Raw genomic sequence first — 20915 nt, 5'->3', positions numbered from 1 at the left:
GGGTGGGTATGAGGATATCGGGGCTCAGTGGCAAAAAGAATACTGGTTGTCGAGGACAACGACCTCAACCGAAAGCTCTTCTGCGATGTGCTGAAAGCAGGCGGCTTTGCTGTCGAGCCGCTCGCCGATGGGCGCGATGTGCTTGTCCGCGCAAGAGAATTCGTGCCGAACCTGATCATCATGGATATCCAGCTGCCCAACATTTCGGGGCTGGAGCTGATCGAGGCCCTGAAGGGCGATCCCGAACTGAGGCCGATCCCGGTGCTGGCGGTGACCGCCTATGCCGGCAAGGGCGACGAGGAACGCATCCGCGAGGCGGGGGCGGAAGGCTATCTCGCCAAGCCGGTCTCGATCGGGCCGTTCATGATGGCAGTGCGCGCGCTGGTGTGAGCACTCAGCCTCTGGCCATCACGTGTTCGATGGCAAAGACCACCACGGTCAGCGTCAGGCCAAGCATGAACAGGCGGTAGGCAAGGCCGAGGAAGCGGTACTTCTTGTGCTGGAGGACCTGGCCGTTCTGGTACATGTCATGGAGCATGGTGCGGAACACGGTTTCGTCCGCACGCAGATCGGCAAGGATGCTCTCGGTCCATTCGTCCTCGTCCATCGCGGTGAACGTGCCGAAGAACAGCTTGTTGGGGCGGGTATGGACCGCGCCGGACGACGAAGGGCGGCCGATCGAGGGAAGCACCGCCATGACTGCGCACATCGCCGAGGCGAAGGCGAAGGCCGCGAGCACGAGCAATGCTGCGGGCAGTTGGCCGTTTTTCGCTTGCCCCATGGTGATGGTGAAGACAACGAAGGTTGCCCCCATCAGGATCGAGGCCTTGGAATCAGCCATCTGGCTCAGCGTCAGATTCAGCGTCTGGGCGGTCCGCACGAGATGGATCGCATGGTTCGAATAGCCCGAAGGGGAAAGCGGCGAAGGGCTCACCTTCGTTGGTTCCGGCCGAGAATCGACAGGGTGGTTCGGATCGGCCAGTTGAGCTCTCCCCCCGCAAGGCAACGCGCTGTTGCACGTTGGTGACAGGTTGCCACACTATCCTTGCGCTTGACAAGCGATGCCGCTGGCCGCTTTTCAGCCTTAATCTTGGGGCAAGGGCGCCTCAAAGCCGGAGAACACGAAACATGGATCGCGCCGCTATCGCCGCCCGCATTGCCGAAGTGATCGAACCGTTCAACAAGAACGCGATCGCAATCGATGAAACCACCTCGTTTGCCGGGGATCTCGAGTGGGACAGCCTCACCGTGATGGACTTCGTCGCCGCCATCGAGGACGAGTTTGATATCATCATCAGCATGAACCAGCAGGCCGAGATCGAAACCTACGGCCAGCTGATCGATGCCGTGAAAACCCTGCAGGGCTGAAGCCATGAACGACATGACCCCGCCTGAAATGCCCCGGACCGACCTCTTCTCGAAGTTCGATCCGCTGATCGAAACGCGCCGTTCGTTGCTGGCGACGGGCGTGACCGATCCGTTCAGCCTCGTGATGGAGAAGGTGCTTTCGCCCACCACCGCGATCTGCAACGGGCGCGAGACGATCCTGCTCGGCACCTACAACTACATGGGCATGACCTTCGATCCCGACGTGATCGCGGCGGGCAAGCAGGCACTCGACGATTTCGGCAGCGGCACCACCGGCAGCCGCGTGCTCAACGGCACGTATGCGGGCCACCGCGCGTGCGAGGAGGCGCTGAAGGAATTCTACGGCATGGACCATGCCATGGTGTTCTCGACCGGATACCAGGCCAACCTCGGCATCATCAGCACGATCGCGGGCAAGGGCGATTACATCGTTCTGGACATCGACAGCCACGCCTCGATCTGGGACGGCTGCAAGATGGGCGACGCGGAAGTCGTGCCCTTCAAGCACAACGACATCGAGGCGATGGAAAAGCGCCTGAAGCGCATTCCCGCAGGCGCGGGCAAGCTGGTCGTGCTTGAGGGCGTCTATTCGATGCTGGGCGATATCGCGCCGCTGAAAGAGATGATCCGCATCGCCAAGGAAAACGGCGCGATGGTGCTGGTGGATGAAGCCCACTCGATGGGCTTCATCGGGCCGAACGGGCGCGGCGTGGCCGAGGACCAGGGTGTGCTCGAGGATGTCGATTTCGTGATCGGCACGTTCTCCAAGTCGGTCGGCACGGTGGGCGGCTTCTGTGTTTCCAACCACCCGAAGTTCGAGATCATGCGGCTGGTGTGCCGCCCTTACGTGTTCACCGCGAGCCTGCCGCCGAGCGTGGTGGCGACCGCCGCAACCTCGATCCGCAAGCTGATGCATGCCGGCAACAAGCGCGCGCACTTGTGGGAAAACTCGCGCACCCTGCATGGGGCGCTGACGAAGCTCGGCTTCAAGCTGGGCACGGCGGAGCCGCAGAGCGCGATCATCGCGGTGATCATGCCCGATCTCGAGCGCGGGGCGATGATGTGGGAAGCGCTGCTGCACGAAGGCCTTTACGTGAACCTCGCCCGGCCGCCGGCAACGCCGGCCGGGATGACCCTGCTGCGCTGCTCGCTCTGCGCCGAACACACCGCCGAGCAGGTGGAGATCATCACGGGCATGTTCGAACGCGCCGGCAAGGCCGTGGGCATCATCTGATGCGCCAGGGGATCATGGCGGGAGCGGCAGCCGCGCTGGCATTGTGGGCGGCCCCGGTGTCGGCGCAAACCGCCCCTGCACCCGCCTTCCCCCCGCCCTCCCCGCCCGTCACCGCGCCGGGCGACGGGATGCTGGAGAAGCCCTGTACCGACCAGACCGGCCTGTGGTTCGGCCATCCTTACGTGAAGGCCAACGACTGGGCGTGGGAATGCAAGTACGCCGAGGCGGACAAGCAGCTCGCCGCACCGCCGCGCGTAGTGTTCATCGGCGATTCGATCACCGAGAACTGGGTGCCGCTCGCGCCTGCGCTGTTTGCAGGCGGCGCGATCGGGCGCGGGATCAGCGGGCAGACCAGCCCGCAGATCCTCGTGCGGTTCTATCAGGACGTGGTGCGGCTGCGCCCGCGCGTGGTGCACATCATGATCGGCACCAATGACCTTGCCGGAAACACCGGGCCGAACAGCCCGGAGATGTACAAGAACCACGTGATGGCGATGGTCGACATCGCGCGGGCGAACGGCATTGGCGTGGTGCTGGGCAGCATCCTGCCAGCAGCGAAGTTCCCGTGGAAGCCGGCGCTGAGCCCGGCCCGGCAGGTCATCATGCTCAACGCGTGGCTGCGCGAACTCGCTCGGGCACGGGGTGCGGTCTATGCCGATTACCACGGCGCGCTGGCCAATGCCGAGGGCGGCATGAACCCCGATATCGCGCCCGATGGCATCCATCCCAACGCCAAAGGCTATGCGGTAATGGAGCCGATCACCCGCGCCGCGATTGCCGAGGCGGAAAAGACCGCAGCGCCGCGCTGACGGGCAACGCGCGGATTGCCAGACGCCGTCGCACGTGCCAGCCTCCCCGCGTGCAAGGGGGAGGCAAGTTGTTGAGCAAGGCTGTAATCCAATCGATCATCGGGGCGGCCATGTTGGGGCTCTCGGTTCCGGTACAGGCGCAAGTCGGCCACGATATGGCGGGCAACGACATGCAGGCGCCCTCCACCGGCAAGCCGCTGAGCGAGGCGCAGACCGCCGAGGGCGCGGCCAAGGCGGCGGATCAAGGACACGCCGATCACGCCGCGGGCGGGCATTCGCATGACGACAACGCCGTGCCCAAGGTGCCGACGCTGCTGACTGGCTATGGTAACGGCGGCTTTGCCGTGACGACCGCGGTGCCCCAGGCGCAGGCGTTCTTTTCCAATGGCCTCGAACTGGGTGCGGCCTTTGCGCACAAGGCGGCGATTGCGGCGATGGGCGAGGCGGTGCGGCTCGATCCTGCCTGCGCGATGTGCCTGTGGGGCGAGGCGCTCGTTTCCGGGCCGACGATCAATTACGGCAGCGAACCCAAGGAGCGCGCGCCGCTGCTGGAGATGGTCCGCAAGGCCAAGGTGCTGGCGGCGAAAACCGGCACTGCGCGTGAGCGGGACCTGATCGATGCGCTGATCCTGCGCTATCTGCCGGGCAAGGACGTCCAGGCTCGGGATGTGGCCTATGCCGCAGCGATGCAGAAAGTGGCGGCGCGCTACCCCGATGACAACGAGATCGCGGTGCTGACGGCAGACGCGCTGATGGTCTCCGCATTTGTGGAGGACGCCGACGATTTCGATCACAAGGCGATCGACGCGGCGATTGTGCTGCTGGAGCGAGTGCTTAAGCGCGCGCCCGAGCACACACCGGCGATCCACTTCTACATCCACGCCACCGAAGTCGCTGGCGAGCCGGCCAAGGCCGAGCGCTATGCTGACAAGCTGGCGAGGCTTGCGCCCAATGCCAGCCATCTCGTCCATATGCCCAGTCACACGTATTTCTGGGTCGGGCGCTATCAGGATGCCGCGGACACCAACTGGCGCGCGGTGGAGATCGGCAAGGCCAATGCCAAGCGGTTGGGCCTGCCCGAACCCAAGGGGGTGTGGGACCTGCCCTATCACGCGCACAACGTGATCTTCGGGCTTGGCGGCGCGATGATGGCGGGCGACGCGCGCACAGCGCTCAATCTGGCGCGGCCGCTGGTAGAGCGCTCAGCCGAGCGCGAGAAGGCCGAGCCGTTTTCGCAGATGCTGGCGGCGGCGGGCTACTTTGCGATGGCCCGCTTCGATGATCCGGCGGCTGTACTGGCGCTGGCCGAACCGAAACTGCCCTACCTCAAGGCAGCGCGGCACTATGCGCGTGGCGAGGCCATGGTGTGGCTGCGCGATCTGGCCGGGGCCAAGGCGGAGCTGGCCGCAATTCCGGCTGCGGTGGCGGAGAAAGGCAAGGACGGCAAGATCGACCGCGACCACCGTGCGCCGGAGCAGATGCTGGGCATTATCCGCGGCGTCCTCGAAGGCCGCATCGCCATGGCCGAGGCGCGCCCGAAGGACGCGGTGAAGGCCTTCACCGCGGCGGCGGAGATCGAGGAAACGAAGGATTTCATGCAGTTTTCCGACCCGCCCGCGTTCTGGTATCCGGTGCGGCGCGATGTCGCTGCGGCGCTGCTGGCATCAGGCGATGCGGCAGGCGCGCGGGCAGCGGCGGAGGAATCGCTGCGGCTGCGGCCAAGGGATGCGGTGGCGGAAGACCTGCTGCGCAGCGCCGAAGGGATGGCGATGCAGGTGCATTGACGCTTTTGCCCCTCCGTCAGCCCTTCGGGCTGCCACCTCCCCATTTGTGCTTCGCAAAAATGGGGAGGAATAAGGAAATCCTCTCCATTTTCCCGCAGGGCAAATGGGGAGGTGGCCCCGGCGCAGCCGGGGTCGGAGGGGTTTTTACCCTTCCACCAGCATCAGGGCATCGAGCGCGACGACGCCCTGCCCCAGGGGATGCAGGATCACCGGATTGAGATCGACCTCGCGGATGCGCGGTTCGGCGCGCAGTATCCGGCCAAGCGCGACGATGAGCTGCGCAAGCGCGGGAACATCGAGCGCAGGCGCGCCGCGGTAGCCCGCAAGGATTGCGGCGCTCTTGAGCTTCATCAGTTCGGCCTCGACCGCTTGCGCTGTCATGTCTGCGGCGAGGAGACGCACGTCGCCAAGGATTTCAGCCGTGACGCCGCCGAAACCGGCGAGGAGCACGGGCCCCCATTCGGGATCGTTCTTCGCGCCGACGATCATTTCAACTCCGCGCGCGCCCATCGCCTCGATCAGCACGCCATCGAGGGTGATCGCGGCGGACCAGGCCGCGACGCTGGCGTGCATCCGATCCCACGCAGCGCGGACGGCGGTAGCGTCTGAAAGGTTCAGGATCACGCCGCCGGCATCGCTCTTGTGGCTGAGCGCGGCGGCCTGCGCCTTCATCGCGACGGGATAGCCAAGCGCATCCGCCGCCGCGACCGCGGCATCGGCGCTGGCGGCGAAAGTCCCCGCCGGGAAGGGAATGCCGAGCGGGCCGAGCAGCGCCTTGGCCTGATATTCGGGGATCACGCCGGCATGATTGGCAAGGCCGGGGACAGGCAGCGGCGCCTCCGCGTTGATCGTCACATCCCGCGCGGACCACTGCGTAAGGCGCGTGATCGCTCGCAGCGCGCGTTCGGTGGTGGGGAACCAGGGGACGCCGGCAGCGCGCAGCTGGGCGATGCGCTCGGCCGGGACGGCGGCGCCTTCATCGAGGCCGGCGAAAATCAGCGGCTTGGTGAGCGGGCGGGCCGTCGCGGCGGCGAGGATCGGCGGGAACTTGATGGTGCACGTGACGGGTTCGGCCTGGATGATCCCCGCCAGCACGGTGCCGACGCGCGGATCTTCGAGCAAGGCATCGAGGCAGCGCGTGTAGATCGCCGGTTCGGAGAGCCCTTGTGCGGTGATATCGAGCGGATTGCTGACAGGGACGAAAGGCGGCAGCGCAGCGCGCAGGGCAGGCGAATCCGCATCGTGCAGCGGAGCCAGCGGCAGGCCGAGCGTTTCGGCAAGATCGAGCGTTAGCGCCTTGAACGCACCGGATTCGCCGAGCACCGCAGTATGGCCCGAAGGCAGCGCGGGGCAGCGCAGCGCGATTTCGGCGATGTCGCCCAGCTCTTCGAGGGTTTCGGCCATGATCACCCCGGCGCGGGTGACCTTGGCGCGCATCAGGGCATGATCGCCCGCCATCGCTCCGGTGTGCGTCGCAGCGGATTCGCGTGCGGCGCTGGATGTGCCGGGGTGGAGCAGGACGATCGGCTTGCCTGCAGCAGCGGCGCGCGCGGCGGCGGCGAGGAATCGCTCGGGCTTGCGGAACTGCTCGACGATCATGGCGATGACATCGGTATCGGGCTGATCGATCAGCCAATCGACATAGTCTTCGACCCCGCTCGCGGCTTCGTTGCCGGTGGAGACGGAATAGGAGACGCCGCAATCGCGCGCGAGCAGCACGGTGCCGAGCACGGCAGCCATCGCGCCGGATTGCGAGACGACGCCGATGGCACGCTTGCCGGCGGGGGGCCGCGCCTCGGTCTCGACGAAGGTGAGCGGGATGCGATCGACGTAGTTGACGAGGCCGAGGCAATTGGGGCCTTCGACGACCATGCCCGCTTCGTGGGCGATACGCGCGATCTCGTGCTGTTCGGCAAGGCCCTCCGGCCCTCCTTCGGCAAATCCGGCGGCGAAGATTACCACGCCGCCGACCTTGCGCGCGGCCAGCGCCCGCACAGCATCAAGCACACCGGCGCGCGGGATGGCGAGGACCGCGGCATCGACGCCCTCAGGCAGGGCCTCGATTCCCGGAAGGCAGGCGCGGCCGCCCAGCGTTTCGCGCTTGGGATTGATCGGATAGACCGCGCCAGTGAAGCCATTGGCATCGAGATTGGAAAGCAGCGTGGTGCCGAGCGCGCCCGGCTTGTCCGAAGCGCCGACGACGGCAACCGAACGCGGCCGCAGCAGCCGCTCGAGCGCCGGGGGAACATAGGCAGGCGCGTGATTGTCGGGCACTTCACTCTCCGGATGGGTTATGTTTTATAACAATAGCCACTGCGGCGGAGCAGGGCAAGGCGCACGGCGAACACCATCTTGGGCAGTGGGCGAACGGTTGACGGGAAGGCGCGCGGCGTGGCAGAGGCCAGAGCGCTGCGGGTATAGCTTAGTGGTAAAGCACCAGCCTTCCAAGCTGGCTATGCGGGTTCGATTCCCGCTACCCGCTCCAGCTCTCAGTCTCAAGACATCCCCGACAGCTTTACAAACCCCTGAAATCTAGGATATTTTTGGCCTTGGCCGGCTCATTGGATCGCGTAAAATTTCAGGACAGCTCTCAAACTTGGGGGCCACCTCGCGAAAATATCGGGCCGGAACATGCTCCTGGCCCCCAACCTGGGGGCCACGTCACGGAAAGGCCCCGACTATGCCTTTGACAGATATAGCGATTCGTAACGCCAAGCCTCGGCAGAAGGCCTACAAGCTGTGCGACATGCAGGGCCTGTTCGTTCTCGTCCAGCCATCAGGCGGCAAGCTGTGGCGGATGAAGTACCGCTTCGGAGGCGTCGAGAAGAAGCTGGGCTTTGGCACCTACCCTCAGGTCAGCCTGCGCGATGCCCGCAAGAAGCGGGACGAGGCACGCGATCTGTTGGCAGGCGGCAAGGATCCTTCCCTTGAGAAGCAGCGCGAGAAGCTCAGAGCAGGCGCACTGGCCGACAACACCTTCACCAGCATCGCCAGTGAATATTGCCGCAAGCGCCGCCGGGACGGTGACAGAGCCTGGGCACCGGCTACCGCTGCGCGCTGTGAGTACCTGCTCAGCCTGCTCGACAATTCGATCGGCAAAATGCCCATCCACGAGATCGAGCCGATCGATGCTCTCGCGGCGATCCGCAAGATCGAGAAGCGGGGCAAGCTGGAAAGCGCGCGGCGGACATTGCAATTGGCCAGCGCTGTCTTCCGCTATGCCGTCGCTACTGCCCGTTTGCGATCAGACCCCACACGTGACTTGCGCGGCGCGCTGATGACCCCGACTGTGACCCACTATGGGGCGGTCACCGACGCCAACGAGGTCGGCGACCTGCTCAGGGCAATCGACGGCTACGAAGGCCAGGGCATGACGAAATGGGCGCTGCAACTTGCGCCGCATGTCTTCGTGCGTCCCGGCGAACTGCGCCATGCGCGCTGGGATGAGATCGACCTGGAAACCGCTCTATGGACCATCCCGGCCGAAAAGATGAAAATGCGCAAGCCGCATCACGTGCCGCTCTCACGTCAGTCGATCGCGATCCTCCAGGAAATCCGCTCGATCACGGGATCGTCGGGCTACGTTTTCCCGTCGATGCGATCCCGAACGCGGCCGATGTCGGAGAACACCATCAATGCGGCGCTGCGCCGCCTCGGCTATGCTAGCAACGAAATGACCGCGCATGGCTTCCGTGCGATGGCGAGCACTCTTCTCAATGAGTCAGGCAAGTGGTCTCCGGACGCCATCGAGCGAGCGCTGGCCCATGGTGACAGCGACAAGGTGCGTGCGGCCTACCATCGCGGCACCCATTGGAAGGAGCGGGTCCTGATGGCGCAATGGTGGTCCGATCTCCTGGATTCGCTGCGGAGTGGCGCCACCATTTTGCCCTTTCCAGGGGCGGTGACTGGCTGACCGCTTTGGAGGTCAATCAGATCGCCGATTGGCTTATCGCATCTCTACATTGATCGACTGCAATTTGGGCCGGTAACAGACTGGCGGCTCACAAATGACGAGTGGACAGAAGCAGACATGAGACGACAGGCAAAGCAGCTGACTGTCAAATCAGCTACTCTTCCGCCGCTAAACCCCAAGATAGTTGAGGCGGCTTACCCCACCTTAGCTCGCTCCGCGCAAGTCGGTCGCATTGCCACTTCGCGCGTCCATCGTCATGCTTTGCCCCCGGGAGACAACCATGCGATTCGAGCGTGCACGGGCGTGCGGCATTCTATTGTTTATCGTTGCTGCTAGCGCATGCGAGGCGGCCGATCCGGCACCAACGATAGGCTTCTATAAGCTGGACGATCAACGCCTTACCGGCGAGACGACGGTCTTGGGGAAGGACGGCGGCTTCAGCGACTTCACCGTGCTCGTGACCGTGAACCCGACCGGTCAGGTGATCGCCGCCGAGCCGATCGACAACTACCAAAAACTCGATCCCGCGCCGGCGCTTGCCCTCGTTCGTACTTGGACGTTTCATCCGCAGACATTCGACGGTAAGCCGGTGAATGCCATCGGCAGAGTCAGCATCAGCTACCGGAAGCAGCCAATTCCCCCGGACACTGCAATTCCTTTTCCGATGCGCGATGACGCGGATTTCGAAATCACGCTCCATCGTGGCGCGTGCTTTGGTAGTTGCCCCGATTATAGCGTGACGGTGCACGGCGACGGCTTGGTCGAGTTCGATACTGGCGACGATCCTTCCAAAGGCACGGCGGGGCAAGTCCATCTTGAATATAACGGCCACAATGTTTTGCTGCCGGGGCGGCACAAGGCAAACATAGATCCCGCTGCGGCGGCGCGTTTGCTCGATCGATTCAGGGCCGCGCGCTTCTTTGGATTACGGAAAGAGTATTTCTACGGTGCAACTGACAATCCGACGCAGGTCCTTACTGTCAGGATAGGTAAGACAAGCAAGACTGTGACGGACTATATTGGCACGATGGCGGGTATGCCCCAGTCCGTTGTTGATCTGGAAGAGGCGGTCGACGCCGTCACGGGCACCGCGCGTTGGGTGGACGGCAACCTCCAGACACTCGATGAACTCGACGCGGCGCATTTCGAGTACCATTCACCGTCAGCCGCGATGCTTGCAGCCGCCTTGGCATCGAAGCTGCGTGGCTATCGCCAGTCGGAGGGTACCGAAAAGTTGCTGATGGAATTGGTCGACCGCAGAGTGCCCCTCGACGCTAGGATCGACGGCCAAGTGCTGCGCACAATCCTCGTTCGCGCTGCGGCAATGCGCGGGAGCGATGCGCTGTTTGGGAAGCTTGCCGAACGCGACGCGCTCGCCGCCGTCCCGCGTGCAGCCCTGACGGAGGCCTTAAACCATGTCGGCTGCAGCGTGGGGATCGCACGTGCGCTTGTGAAAGCCGGCGCAGATCCCAAGGCGCCCGGCGAAGATGGGACGGCCCTGACGGCGCTTCGAGGAAGCGTAGCCACCTGCGAGGAGCATCCCGACAAGGAGCTTGAGATGGCTCGGACACTCATTGAGTTGGGTGTGCCGCTGGAGGCCTGCGACAGCCTTGGCTGGACTGCCCTGATGGGCTGCGATTCTCCCGAGCTCGTAAAGCTTTTGCTGGCACTACCTTGCTGCAACACTATGCGCGAATGCCCAATGCGTACCGAGCATAAATAGGGAGAACGGACAATGGCACTGGCAGATCGTTATGCGGACGATGCGACCCGGCTCGAAGCCGTACGGACTCATAAATTTGCTGGGGGATGTGCAGACCTCGCGGCGGCAGTTTCGGCTGCAGCCGAGGTCGTGTCCTTTCAGCCAGGCGAGCCGCTTATTCAGCAACTCGGCGAAGATCGTGATGTCTATCTGATCCTCGCCGGTACTTGCGACATCATCGTCAACGGACGCAAAATACGCGTCCGCGGCCCCGGCGATCATGTTGGAGAGATGGCCGCGATCCAACCGGGTCAGGTACGTTCCGCGAGTGTGATAGCGGTCGAAGAGGTCGTCGCGCTGAAACTGACCGAGCCGCAGCTCGTCGATCTTGGTAATCGCTTTCCGGCGATCTACCGGACGATCGCTCAGGAGCTCGCCCGGCGACTGCTGCAGCGCAACGCGTTGATCGGCGCTTTTCGAGAAAAAATTCGCGTATTCATAATCTCGTCGCGTGAGGCCGTGGACATCGCGCGCATGGTTCAGGATGCGCTTCACCGTGATTTCACGACGGAGCTCTGGACCGACGACGTCTTCAAGATTGCAAGCTATACGCTGGTGGATCTCGAGGCGAAGGTCGATCAGGCCGACTTCGCCATCGCCATCGCACATGGCGACGATATTACCGAGAGCCGCGGACAAGAATGGCCGGCGCCGCGTGACAATGTAATTTTCGAGCTTGGCCTGTTCATGGGACGCCTCGGCCGCGAGCGCGCTATCCTGATGGAGCCCCGTGACGAGAAGCTCAAACTGCCAAGCGACTATGCCGGCGTACAGACCGTGCCCTATGTTTGGAGACCGGGTTCCGACGCCGCCGTCCATCTCGCGCCCGCCTGTAACAAGCTGAGGCGCTACATGCTCGACAATGGACCGCACAATGGCTGAGATCGGCAATCGCGAGGGGTGTGTAGCATGCCGGTGAACGACGCCTTTCTAAAGGACCGCGTGGACGCGCTCTTCGACACGAATTTCAACAGTCGTGACGGCCGTGTTGTGCCGGAATCGACAGACGTCGCGTTGCGCGATGGCACGGTGAAGATCGAGGCAGCTTTTCTCTATGCCGACCTGGCCGGATCGGCGACGCTCTCGAAAGTCTGTCCCTGGAGCACGACGGCGAAGATCATACGGGCCTTTCTGGATTGCGCGACCCGGCTTATCATCAAGCATGGCGGCGTTGTGCGCAGTTTCGATGGCGACCGGGTGATGGGTATCTTCATCGGCGACAGCAAAAATAGCGCCGCCTCGAATTGCGGCCGCGAAATCCATTGGGCAGTGCGGAATATCATCCAGCTTCAGGCCGCGAAGAAATTCCAGTCAATCCGAAACAACGGCATACAAATCCGCCATGGGGTAGGCATTGACGTTGGCGAGGTCCACGCAGTTCGTAGCGGGATACGAGACAATAATGACCTGATCTGGATAGGGAAAGCGGCGAGTTTTTCGGCCAAGCTGTCCGATATCCGGGACGCGCCCTATCACACTTACATATCGTCGCGATGCTATAACAAATTGAATGAGGCAGCGAAGTTTGACGGCAAAGGGGAGAATATGTGGCTCAAGGCAAGCTTCTCCTTTGCCGGCGATACCGAAACTGTCTATAAGTCGAACCACTGGAAGAAGCCCTGAACGATTTGGAAGCCGGCCCTGCTGTTGTCGTTTGGGTAATGCTCGAATGCAGGGGCGGCAATGCCAGGACCCTGCCTTCCGATCCGGATCAATGGTAGATATTCGCTTTGTGAAGCATCGCTCCAGGAGCGGCTGAGATGTGCGACGAAGCTCGGACGTGAGAACCCGCTTGAACAGGCGCCGACACCTTTCGTGTGGTTAGCGTCTGATTCCGAGGCCCGCCGAACGCGCCCAACTGAGCACTTCTCCGCGTGCTGTGTCCGATGCGATCGGTAACCAGGGGGCAATCAACAGCTATGACGAATACGATATTCTCGGTGAGGTGGACGCATTCATCAGCCTCTGATCGGAGAGCATGACCGTGCTGTAAAAGATGTCCGGCGCCTTCAGCCAGATCTCAACAGACAGCCGGTCCTTTAGACTGCCGAATGGGCGCCGCCGGAAGGCAGCAGCGCGAAGACCCCTTTCGGTCAGTGTTCGCCCGAAAGCAGACAGGCCGCTGTCGGCCCAATTCCGGTCGCTGTGCGTGGCAAGTCAGGTAACGTCTGAGCTTCGGGTATCGACCAACTTTTACCATCCCACCGCAGATGTTTAGAAGTCCGCTCGCGCTGAAACCCAACGTTGCCATACGTCCCGACAGGAGTCGCCGCGAGTGCTGCCATAGCGAGGTTATTTTTGGGCGCTGAAACCCGTTGCATGTTCAGCGTCCGAATGAGTCTACCACAACCCTGCTGATGTGAGCGGAGGCTGATAAATCCTTGGCTTAAATCGGCGAAAGCTCCTGGTCGTCTTCCTCGCCCAGCACCAGTTCGATGAGTGCTGGCGTTTCGGGTCCCTCTAGGGTTTCAACGTCGCGCAGCTTACGGTTGACCGCCCGGGTGCGCTTGCCAGCCTCGTCGACGGTTTTGCGGGCGGTGTCGAGCTGCTTGCCGAGCTTCTCCCAGACTTGCCCGTACTTGAGGAACTCGGCTTTCGCTGCGCCGAGAACCTGCCAGACCTCGCTTGAACGCTTTTCGATCGCCAGCGTGCGAAAGCCCATCTGCAAGCTGCTGAGGAGCGCAGCTAGCGTGGTGGGGCCCTGTATCATGATGCGGTGCTTAGTCTGGATCTCGCTGGCAAGGCCGGGGCGCCGTATCACCTCGGCGAACAAGCCCTCGGTCGGTAGGTACATGATCGCGAAATCGGTCGAATACGGCGGATGGACATATTTCTCGCATAGCTTGTCCAGCGGATCGGAATCCGGATCGAGATGGTCTTCGCGGACATAAATCCGAAGTACCGCCGGGCTACCGCGACGGCCGCTCCGACCCAGGCGTTGCTTCAGACCTGAAAGCGATCTGGGTGCACCCACTTGGGCAACCGATTGGACGCTGCCCAGATCAATGCCGAGCTCTAGCGTAGTAGTCGCTACCGCGGTGGTTGGCTGGTCGCCAGCCTTGAGGCGTGTCTCCAGCATCTCGCGGAGCTCCTTTGACAGGCTGCCGTGATGCGGGAAGAACTCTTCCGGCACATTGGCTCGTTCTGAACGCTCGCGGAGGCGATCCGCAAGGGCCTCGACTGTTCGGCGCGATGCGGCGAAGGCAAGGTTGCTAGATCCGCGCAGGTTGGAGAAGATATGGTCAGCGATCTGGCTGAGCGCATCATGAGCATCACTCTCGGCGATCTCGTCGATACCTGTACGCGCCGCGATTCAGCCCAGCTACAACTGAACTCACCCGTAGGAACTTCGCTTGGGCGGAGCGTCGCGGCGCATGGTATCTGCGCTCATGATTTGGGGCAGGAAGGCTACAGAGCAGGGCGTCCGCCAAGTAGGCATGCGATCACTTATCCTCGAGCATGGCGGTGTTCTCATCACTATTGGTAGCGAGCCGACCCCTAAGTCGATGGCGGCGGCGGCGCTTCTCGAACAGTTGGCGGATGAGGGGTTGGCAGAGCGGGCAGATGATGGCCACCGCCTGAACTGGTCCCAGCTTTTCGTGTTGTTAGAGGACGAGGAGGCCGCAGAAGAGCTTGCGAGACTTGACCTTCCGTCGTTCACAATGGCAGTTCCGAAAATTGTCAGCCGGAACTCATTGACCGACCGAGATTTCTCGGTCGCAATCGATGGCTGGTTAGATGCGGAACGTCGACCATTGTCTGGTGCCAGGCTCAAGGGTGGAGCGCTCGAAGTCGATGGCAGTTTTGAACTCGTTACTCCAAGCGTCTGGAACCTGATCGAGCGCATCCGGCGGTTTGCGCGCCGTCAGGAAGGGGAACGGAACGAAGCCGAGCAACGCCGGGCCTGGGGAGAAATCCGTAAGTTGGCCATGGCAGCTGGCGCCTCGCTCGACGACTTTCTTTATAGAACTGTGGTTCTCACTCCGGACCGGCTGCAGATGGCGGTGCGTCGCTCGGAAGGACTAGGCCTAGTGGAGGTCGAGCCGTGGTTCGAGGGCGCGCCCGCCGACTGGCTCGAAGTATTTGATAAGTCGAGCCAGGTGCGCGGCCGATACGACCTGCCGACGCCTGACGGGATCATCCAGATCATGATCTCACCCGAAGTCGGCACTGTACTGCGCGAGGTCAAGCGCATGCCCGGTCGGCGCGTGGCTGGTGAGCGTGCGCAGGCATTCCTCCTCAATCCCATTGCGGCACTGGGGCCGGACGCGGCGGCAGTCGTCGACGAGGAACAGTTTGAAAAGGCCAAGCAGCAGGCGGGCATTGTGTTCGAACGGTTCGCTGCAGTGACACCGGAAATCCATGGTGAAGGTGCCCTAGGTCTTCTCATTACGAGCGGAATAGGTGACGCGATCGAGACACGCGAGATCATGCTCGAGGAAGCCGACGTGATCGAGTTCGTTGAGGGCGTAGAGCGAAACCTTGATCGCGGGCTTCAGCTTTTTGCCTGGGATGAATACGAGTTCGAACTTGATGGGGACAGCAGATTACACTGCGAAGCCCTTCGCCGGGCGCTCGGCCGTCGTCAGGACGGGGTTATCACGCACGGGCAGGTCTACGATCTCTCCGGCTATTCGGAGCGCGTTGAGGGAATTGGCCAGGAGAAGTCCTTCTACTCCCCGCAGATAGCCAAGCGCGACGATGAAGAGGGCTGGTTCCCCGAGAACCTCGTTCCGATTATCGGATGGACTAATCCAGGCACTGACCAACCCTGCATTTTGCCGCTAACCGACGAACTGTCGGCCGAATTACGCAGCGAGTTGGAAAAAGCGAAGGGAACCGGAGCCACGTCGGTCCATTTGACTGGGTGCCCGACGCCCATATGGGCCGATACCGCCTACCGATCGAAGAAGAACGAGGCGTTCCTCGCCAAGTGCATGTTCACCAGCCACATCCATCAGAAAAAGCCGCCACGCCGGCCGATGCCCGAGCGCATCGCCAGAGCCAATGCCAAACGCTCCGCCATACGCTCGGCGGTCGAGCATGTGTTCGCCGGCCAGAAACACCGGATGGGCCTGATCGTCCGCACTATCGGAATCGCGCGGGCTCGCATCAAGATCGGCATGGCGAACCTGGCCTATAACTTCCAACGCCTCGCCTGGCTTGAAGGGCGTACTGCGCCCGCATGACGCGAAAACCGGCCCCGGAAGGGCAGTCCAGCACGGAAGTCAGCGATAAAGACCAGGAGAACGGTGCTCCGCACGCTCAAATCTGGCCTCTCTTCGCCTCCACGCCGAAATCAGCCGGTTCTTCGAAGTGTCCAGCTCCACGATTGTCCAGTTTCGGCGAAACCAGACGTGCACATTTGTGACGGCGACTGGCAGAATTGTCCCAGACCACGTCAATCCAAGACTGTTCTGTCGGCCCGGATGACCGACATATTTCGATCCATCGATCCGAGGGCGGGAACGACTGGAATTGAGGTGGCAATCGACGTCCATTGTCGCAACAGGCAAGGAGAAACTCAGTCAGCGGAGCGGCTAGAAATTGCCTGCCTTCGCTTGCCGGGGTATCGGAGCACCGCCCAGCGAGTGGTCCACAAGTGGATCACGTTCAAGCTTCAAACCCGATTTACGGAAAGGGAGTGGGGCCATTGCGTAGGGCCTCATTTTCTGCTGCGGTGCAGAATTTCATTTAATTACAGGTAGTTAGGAGAGCTTTGCGGTTCCCGCTACCCCACCTTTCCGACGACCGGCAGCGCCCTGAAACGTCGATCAACGACGTCCGGCACTCCGGGCTAGGATCACGGTGATGGCGAAGAACCAGCACACCGCGACGCTCAGGAAGATGTAGGGCACCCAGATCGCCTTGCCCAGCACCGCCAGCAGCGCGGCGGCGAAGGCGATGAAATCGCGCATGGTCAGCCAGATCAGGATATCGACCAGCCAGCGCCTTGTCGGCTTGCGGCGGAGGTGAACCTTGACCGCTTCGAAGTTGATCGGCTCACCCAGCATCTGCGCGCGTCGGCCGATCTGTGCGAGGCCCGCCAGGAGCAGGGCGAGGCCGGCAAGACCCGCGATCGCCGCAATGGTATCGCCGCGCAACCAGAGATTGGCCGAGAGGCCGGCGACGAACGCCAGATTGGTTGCGGCGTCAATCAGGCTATCGAGCCGGGCGCCTGCCGGTGAGGTGCGGAAGGTCGCGCGGGCAATTTCGCCGTCCACCCCGTCGAAGACCGAGGCCGCCTGAAACAGCAGCGCGCCGATCAGGGCGCCGTGCGCTGGCGAGCCCAGCATGGCGATGAGCATGCACAGGGCAATCAGCGCGGTTCCGGCGGTTGCGTGGAGCGGCTCGATCCAGGCAAAGCGAAACACAAGCCGCGTGATGCTGCGCGAAACCGGCCGGTTGAAGGTGCGCGAGAACAGTCCGTCCTGCGGCTTGGCAGTTGCGAGCAGGAACAGGCGGTCTGCCTCGCGCAGGGCCTGATCCGGGTTTGCCGCAGGCATGCCCGGGCGCGGTGCCCGATTGCCCATGGTTTCGCGCGCCTTGCGCGTGAGGGCCGCAAGCGCATCGAGGGCATCGACCACAAGGGCATCGCTGTCTGGCGCTCCGTCTGCGCCGATCCGCAGGGGGCTTGAACCAGCGAGCCGGCGGCATTCGCTGACGCAGCGGCGCGAGGGAAACCATGGCCCTGTGGCAACGCCCACACTGATCGGCGCGCCTTGCGCCCCTGTTGCAATCGCATGGATCAGCCGCGCCGCCAGCGGCAACCCGGCGACGAGATACTCGGCCGTCCGCGCATCGGGGAACACGAGATGAACCGGCCGCAACCCGGAAGGCGGAGCCAGAGGCTCATCGGTTGGCAGCGCCAGGTCCAGACCTCGTTGTCTGTCGTTCATCAAGTGCATGCCATCCCTGTTGGGGCAGATCCGAGACGCCATCGTGTCAATCGACGAGGCCTTGGCCGCGCCGCATCAGGGTTCTGCTGTAGTGCCGCCCGGGGGGAATCGACGTATGCGCGAATACACGGGGCGGATTGTGGAGCTTTCGCGGATTCAGGTGACATGGCGGCGTTAACACTCGGGATTGAAATGTGGGCTCGGCAAGCAAACGAAACCAAATTGGTTTGATTCGACGCTGATTAGGCCCTAGCATATCTTCGTGTAAGACGTTAATACATTGAAATTGTCACCATATTTTTTACCTCAAGAGTAAAAGTGCCTTCCCGCTCCATGACGAAAATCTGTGTTGACTGCCGCTACATCGGGCCGCGCCCTAGCGGGATTGGCAAAGTGCAGCAGGCATTGGTGGATTATCTACCCATTCTGGCGCCGGATCTGGAGTTTATCTTCCTGAAGCGGACTGACGCGCCGCACCGGCTTTCGTCTGCCGCGAACGCGCGCGAGGTGGTTGTTCATGCAGCAGCAAACAGCCCTGCGACAATGTGGTGGCTGCCGAGAGTGGCCCCGCTTGAGGACGTGCAGTTGTTCCATGCAACCTTCAACATCATGCCCGCCGGCCTGACGATGCCCTGCGTCACGACCGTGCACGACATCATGTGGCTGACTAATCCGGAATGGTGCAAAGCACGCTTCTCGCGCCCGCTCGAAGGCCGGTTCTATCGCCACGGCATCAACCGCGCCCTGCGCAGCGCCGCGGCGATCACCACGGTCAGCGACGCGAGCAGGCAGGAATTGCTGCGCTGGAAGCCCGAGCTTGCCGGGCGGGTTCATGCCGCGCTGCTCGGGGTTACCGGCGAACACCGGCCGGTTGGCAATGCGGCCGAACACCTTGCCGGACTTGGGCTCGAACCTGGAAAGCGGATCGTGCTGACGGTGGGGCAATATGTGCCCTACAAGAACCACGAAGGCGCCTTGCGCGTCTTTGCCGAAGCTTGCGGCAACCGCGAGGACACCTGCTTCGTCTTCGTGCAGCGACTTAGCAGGAATGCCGAGGATCTGCGCGCGCTTGCCGGGTCCCTTGGCATTGCCGAGCGGGTGCATTTCCTCGAGGCCGTCGACGATGCCTCGCTCGTGGCGCTTTATGCTGCGGCGGATTGCCTGCTGCACCCATCGTTCTGCGAGGGCTTCGGGCTGCCATTGCTTGAAGCGATGGCCTGTGGCTGCCCCGTGGTCGCCTCCGATCATTCGGCCATGCCGGAAGTGCTGGGCGGCGCCGGTCTGCTCGCGCCAGTTCACGACACCGCCGCGATGGCCGAAGCCCTGCGCCGCGTTCTCGACGAACCGGGCCTTGCAGAAACGCTGCGCAGCGCGGGCCTCGCCCGGGCGGCAACATTTTCGTGGGAGCGTTTTGCAGTGCAAAATCTGGCGGTCTACCGCAGCGTGCTGGGGTGCTGATGGCATGGCTTAGGCGCGCTTACCTATCGCAGTATACGGTCTTTACCTCAGTAAAAAACATCCATTATGGATATATCGATAGTATATCGTACATTTCATGATTCATCGAACTTTCGACTCGTCGCGCAATTCATTCAATATGGCGCAATCCTTGAATTACACATTTTGTCACATTTGTTTGTCATATTGCGGGCGCAAAAACATTTGTGCTACTCCGACAAAGTCCGGCCTAGCGCAAAGTGAATTGGTTTGATGGTGTCGTCGATCGAGTTTGCAGAATTGCGGGCGGTGGACTCTTTGCATGCGGAGCGTTGCAAAGCCCCTTGCCGCACCTGCGAACGAGCACACGAACGTGACCTCGGGTTCGCTCCTGAATTGACCGCCCGGCATGGTTGAGCGGCCCTTTCTGCTCGACGTGAGCCGCCTGGTCTGGCGGAGCTGGTCCCGCAGGCTCCCCACCGGAATTGACCGGGTCTGTTACGCCTATCTGCAGAACTTCGCAGAGCGCTCGCTGGCGGTCGTGCAGCACCGCGGCGTTGCGCGGGTACTGACACCGCGCCATTCGGACGAACTGTTTGCCGCACTGCAAGTGCCTGACGCCGATTTTCGCGCGCGGCTTGCTTTGCTTGCCCCGCGCGCGCTCTCGCTTGCGCCGAGGCGGATCGACGGGCGCGGTGCGTTTTATCTGAACGTCGGCCACACCGACATCGATCTGGCGAGCCTGCCGGACTGGACGCGCCGCAGCAACGTCAAGCCGATCTACCTCATCCACGATCTGATCCCACTGACTCATGCCGAGTTCTGCCGCACGGAGGCTGTCGAGCGGCACCGCGGGCGCGTGATGAACGCGCTGTTTTCTTCGGCCGGCGTGATTGCCAATTCGCGCTCGACGGCGGACGAACTGGAATCGTTCGGGCGCAGCCATGGCATTCCGATCCCGCCGATCACGGCGTCCTGGCTGGCCGGCGCAAACCTGGGTTCGAACGATGTCGTCCCGATCAAGACGGGGCAGCACTTCGTCTGCGTCGGCACGATCGAAGGGCGCAAGAACCACTTCATGCTGCTGCAGATCTGGCAGCGGCTGGTGGAACGGCTGGGGCGAGCAGCGCCCAAGCTCGTGCTGATTGGCCAGAAAGGCGCCGAGGCCGAGCATGTCCTCAACATGCTCGATCGCGGCCGCGGCATTCGGGATCACGTGATGATCCTGTCGCACTGCGAGGATGCCGAGCTCGGTCGCTGGATCCGCTCGGCGCAGGCCCTGCTGCTCCCTTCGTTTGCCGAAGGGTTCGGCCTGCCGGTGGTGGAAGCCATGGCGCTCGGCACCCCGGTCATTGCCAGCGATCTGCCCTGTTTCCGCGAAATCGGCTGCGGCATCCCGACATTGCTCGACCCGCTCGACGCGATCTCGTGGGAACGGATGATCCTCTCGTTTCTCGAGAATGGTCCCGAAAAAGCGCGCCAGCTGCGCATGCTCGGCAGCTATTCGCCGCCGACCTGGAGCACCCACTTCGCGCAGATCGAAGGCTGGCTAGAGGAATTGAGGGCCTTGCCTCGATCCTTCGGCGCAATGCCGCACCCGCGCATGAGCGGCGAGAGGCCTATCGTTCGATCGGTCGGTCCCGTGCCGTTCCCGCCTGTGGTTGAAGGCCAGCACGCCCTGCTGGGTGAATGAGCACGCGGCCAGTGCT

General features: G+C 62.6%; 15 protein-coding genes, 1 tRNA gene and 1 pseudogene. 13 read left to right on the top strand and 4 right to left on the bottom strand.

Annotation, left to right across the window (positions count from 1 at the left end):
• Window positions 1–27: 27 nt before the first annotated feature.
• Entirely contained in the window at window positions 28–390 is a 363-nt protein-coding gene (locus ACO056_RS04765) for a response regulator (RefSeq protein WP_421852586.1), read from the top strand.
• Window positions 391–394: 4 nt separating this feature from the next.
• Here ACO056_RS04765 and ACO056_RS04760 read toward each other — a convergent pair whose 3' ends face one another.
• Entirely contained in the window at window positions 395–934 is a 540-nt protein-coding gene (locus ACO056_RS04760) for a Pycsar system effector family protein (RefSeq protein ID WP_421852583.1), read from the bottom strand.
• Window positions 935–1128: 194 nt separating this feature from the next.
• On the opposite strand from ACO056_RS04760, the gene ACO056_RS04755 reads away from it, so the two are divergent.
• From ACO056_RS04755 to ACO056_RS04740, 4 genes are all read left to right on the top strand, one after another.
• On the top strand, window positions 1129–1368 hold the full coding sequence (locus ACO056_RS04755) for an acyl carrier protein (protein ID WP_421852580.1): 240 nt from the start codon (window positions 1129–1131) through the stop codon (window positions 1366–1368).
• A gap of 4 nt (window positions 1369–1372) precedes the next feature.
• The gene (gene spt, locus ACO056_RS04750; RefSeq protein ID WP_421852577.1) at window positions 1373–2602 is read left to right on the top strand and encodes a serine palmitoyltransferase; all 1230 of its coding nucleotides are present in this window, start codon (window positions 1373–1375) and stop codon (window positions 2600–2602) included.
• Complete coding sequence (locus ACO056_RS04745; protein WP_421852573.1) at window positions 2602–3411, top strand: GDSL-type esterase/lipase family protein; 810 nt, start codon at window positions 2602–2604, stop codon at window positions 3409–3411. The genes spt and ACO056_RS04745 overlap by 1 nt, the downstream gene beginning before the upstream one ends.
• Before the next feature lie 71 nt (window positions 3412–3482).
• The gene (locus ACO056_RS04740) at window positions 3483–5195 is read left to right on the top strand and encodes a hypothetical protein (RefSeq protein ID WP_421852570.1); all 1713 of its coding nucleotides are present in this window, start codon (window positions 3483–3485) and stop codon (window positions 5193–5195) included.
• Between the two features lie 144 nt (window positions 5196–5339).
• Here the strand turns inward: ACO056_RS04740 and ACO056_RS04735 are convergent, their stop codons facing one another.
• Window positions 5340–7469, bottom strand: coding sequence for an acetate--CoA ligase family protein (locus tag ACO056_RS04735; protein WP_421852567.1), 2130 nt, complete (start codon window positions 7467–7469; stop codon window positions 5340–5342).
• Between the two features lie 137 nt (window positions 7470–7606).
• Here ACO056_RS04735 and ACO056_RS04730 point away from each other — a divergent pair.
• The 5 genes from ACO056_RS04730 (at window position 7607) to ACO056_RS04710 (ending at window position 12493) form a co-directional block, all read left to right on the top strand.
• Window positions 7607–7680: transfer RNA gene (locus ACO056_RS04730), tRNA-Gly, on the top strand.
• Window positions 7681–7875: 195 nt separating this feature from the next.
• The gene (locus ACO056_RS04725; RefSeq protein WP_421852564.1) at window positions 7876–9108 is read left to right on the top strand and encodes a tyrosine-type recombinase/integrase; all 1233 of its coding nucleotides are present in this window, start codon (window positions 7876–7878) and stop codon (window positions 9106–9108) included.
• Between the two features lie 280 nt (window positions 9109–9388).
• On the top strand, window positions 9389–10831 hold the full coding sequence (locus tag ACO056_RS04720) for a DUF6438 domain-containing protein (protein WP_421852561.1): 1443 nt from the start codon (window positions 9389–9391) through the stop codon (window positions 10829–10831).
• A gap of 12 nt (window positions 10832–10843) precedes the next feature.
• Entirely contained in the window at window positions 10844–11752 is a 909-nt protein-coding gene (locus ACO056_RS04715; RefSeq protein ID WP_421852558.1) for a TIR domain-containing protein, read from the top strand.
• Between the two features lie 27 nt (window positions 11753–11779).
• Window positions 11780–12493, top strand: a complete 714-nt coding sequence (locus tag ACO056_RS04710; protein ID WP_421852555.1) for an adenylate/guanylate cyclase domain-containing protein — start codon at window positions 11780–11782, stop codon at window positions 12491–12493.
• A gap of 763 nt (window positions 12494–13256) precedes the next feature.
• Here the strand turns inward: ACO056_RS04710 and rmuC are convergent.
• Window positions 13257–14108 (bottom strand): DNA recombination protein RmuC, encoded by an 852-nt coding sequence (rmuC, locus tag ACO056_RS04705; RefSeq protein WP_421855303.1) that lies wholly within the window; start codon window positions 14106–14108, stop codon window positions 13257–13259.
• 1642 nt (window positions 14109–15750) lie between these two features.
• Here rmuC and ACO056_RS04700 point away from each other — a divergent pair.
• Window positions 15751–16059 (top strand): annotated as a pseudogene (locus ACO056_RS04700) (IS5/IS1182 family transposase); the annotation flags it as partial.
• Between the two features lie 585 nt (window positions 16060–16644).
• Here ACO056_RS04700 and ACO056_RS04695 read toward each other — a convergent pair.
• A complete protein-coding gene (locus ACO056_RS04695; RefSeq protein WP_421852552.1) occupies window positions 16645–17769 on the bottom strand; it encodes a CDP-alcohol phosphatidyltransferase family protein in 1125 nt (374 codons plus the stop codon).
• A 408-nt stretch (window positions 17770–18177) separates the two neighbouring features.
• Between ACO056_RS04695 and ACO056_RS04690 the strand changes: the two genes are divergently transcribed.
• Window positions 18178–19227, top strand: coding sequence for a glycosyltransferase family 4 protein (locus ACO056_RS04690; protein WP_421852549.1), 1050 nt, complete (start codon window positions 18178–18180; stop codon window positions 19225–19227).
• Between the two features lie 388 nt (window positions 19228–19615).
• Window positions 19616–20899 (top strand): glycosyltransferase family 4 protein, encoded by a 1284-nt coding sequence (locus ACO056_RS04685; RefSeq protein ID WP_421852546.1) that lies wholly within the window; start codon window positions 19616–19618, stop codon window positions 20897–20899.
• The last annotated feature ends 16 nt before the right edge of the window (window positions 20900–20915 follow it).

Origin of the sequence: Novosphingobium sp. (assembly GCF_965228995.1) — a bacterium.
Classification (GTDB): domain Bacteria; phylum Pseudomonadota; class Alphaproteobacteria; order Sphingomonadales; family Sphingomonadaceae; genus Novosphingobium.
Note: the sequence above shows the minus strand (reverse complement) of the source record. Positions and strands in the feature narration are given on the sequence as shown.

What these genes read in the sequence shown, in the direction of transcription:
- ACO056_RS04685 (WP_421852546.1), top strand. Translation starts at nt 19,616, where the DNA reads ATGGTTGAGCGGCCCTTTCTGCTCGACGTGAGCCGCCTGGTCTGGCGG.
- ACO056_RS04710 (WP_421852555.1), top strand. Translation starts at nt 11,780, where the DNA reads ATGCCGGTGAACGACGCCTTTCTAAAGGACCGCGTGGACGCGCTCTTC.
- ACO056_RS04695 (WP_421852552.1), bottom strand. Translation starts at nt 17,769, where the DNA reads ATGAACGACAGACAACGAGGTCTGGACCTGGCGCTGCCAACCGATGAG.
- spt (WP_421852577.1), top strand. Translation starts at nt 1,373, where the DNA reads ATGAACGACATGACCCCGCCTGAAATGCCCCGGACCGACCTCTTCTCG.
- ACO056_RS04745 (WP_421852573.1), top strand. Translation starts at nt 2,602, where the DNA reads ATGCGCCAGGGGATCATGGCGGGAGCGGCAGCCGCGCTGGCATTGTGG.
- ACO056_RS04715 (WP_421852558.1), top strand. Translation starts at nt 10,844, where the DNA reads ATGGCACTGGCAGATCGTTATGCGGACGATGCGACCCGGCTCGAAGCC.
- ACO056_RS04725 (WP_421852564.1), top strand. Translation starts at nt 7,876, where the DNA reads ATGCCTTTGACAGATATAGCGATTCGTAACGCCAAGCCTCGGCAGAAG.
- ACO056_RS04755 (WP_421852580.1), top strand. Translation starts at nt 1,129, where the DNA reads ATGGATCGCGCCGCTATCGCCGCCCGCATTGCCGAAGTGATCGAACCG.
- ACO056_RS04720 (WP_421852561.1), top strand. Translation starts at nt 9,389, where the DNA reads ATGCGATTCGAGCGTGCACGGGCGTGCGGCATTCTATTGTTTATCGTT.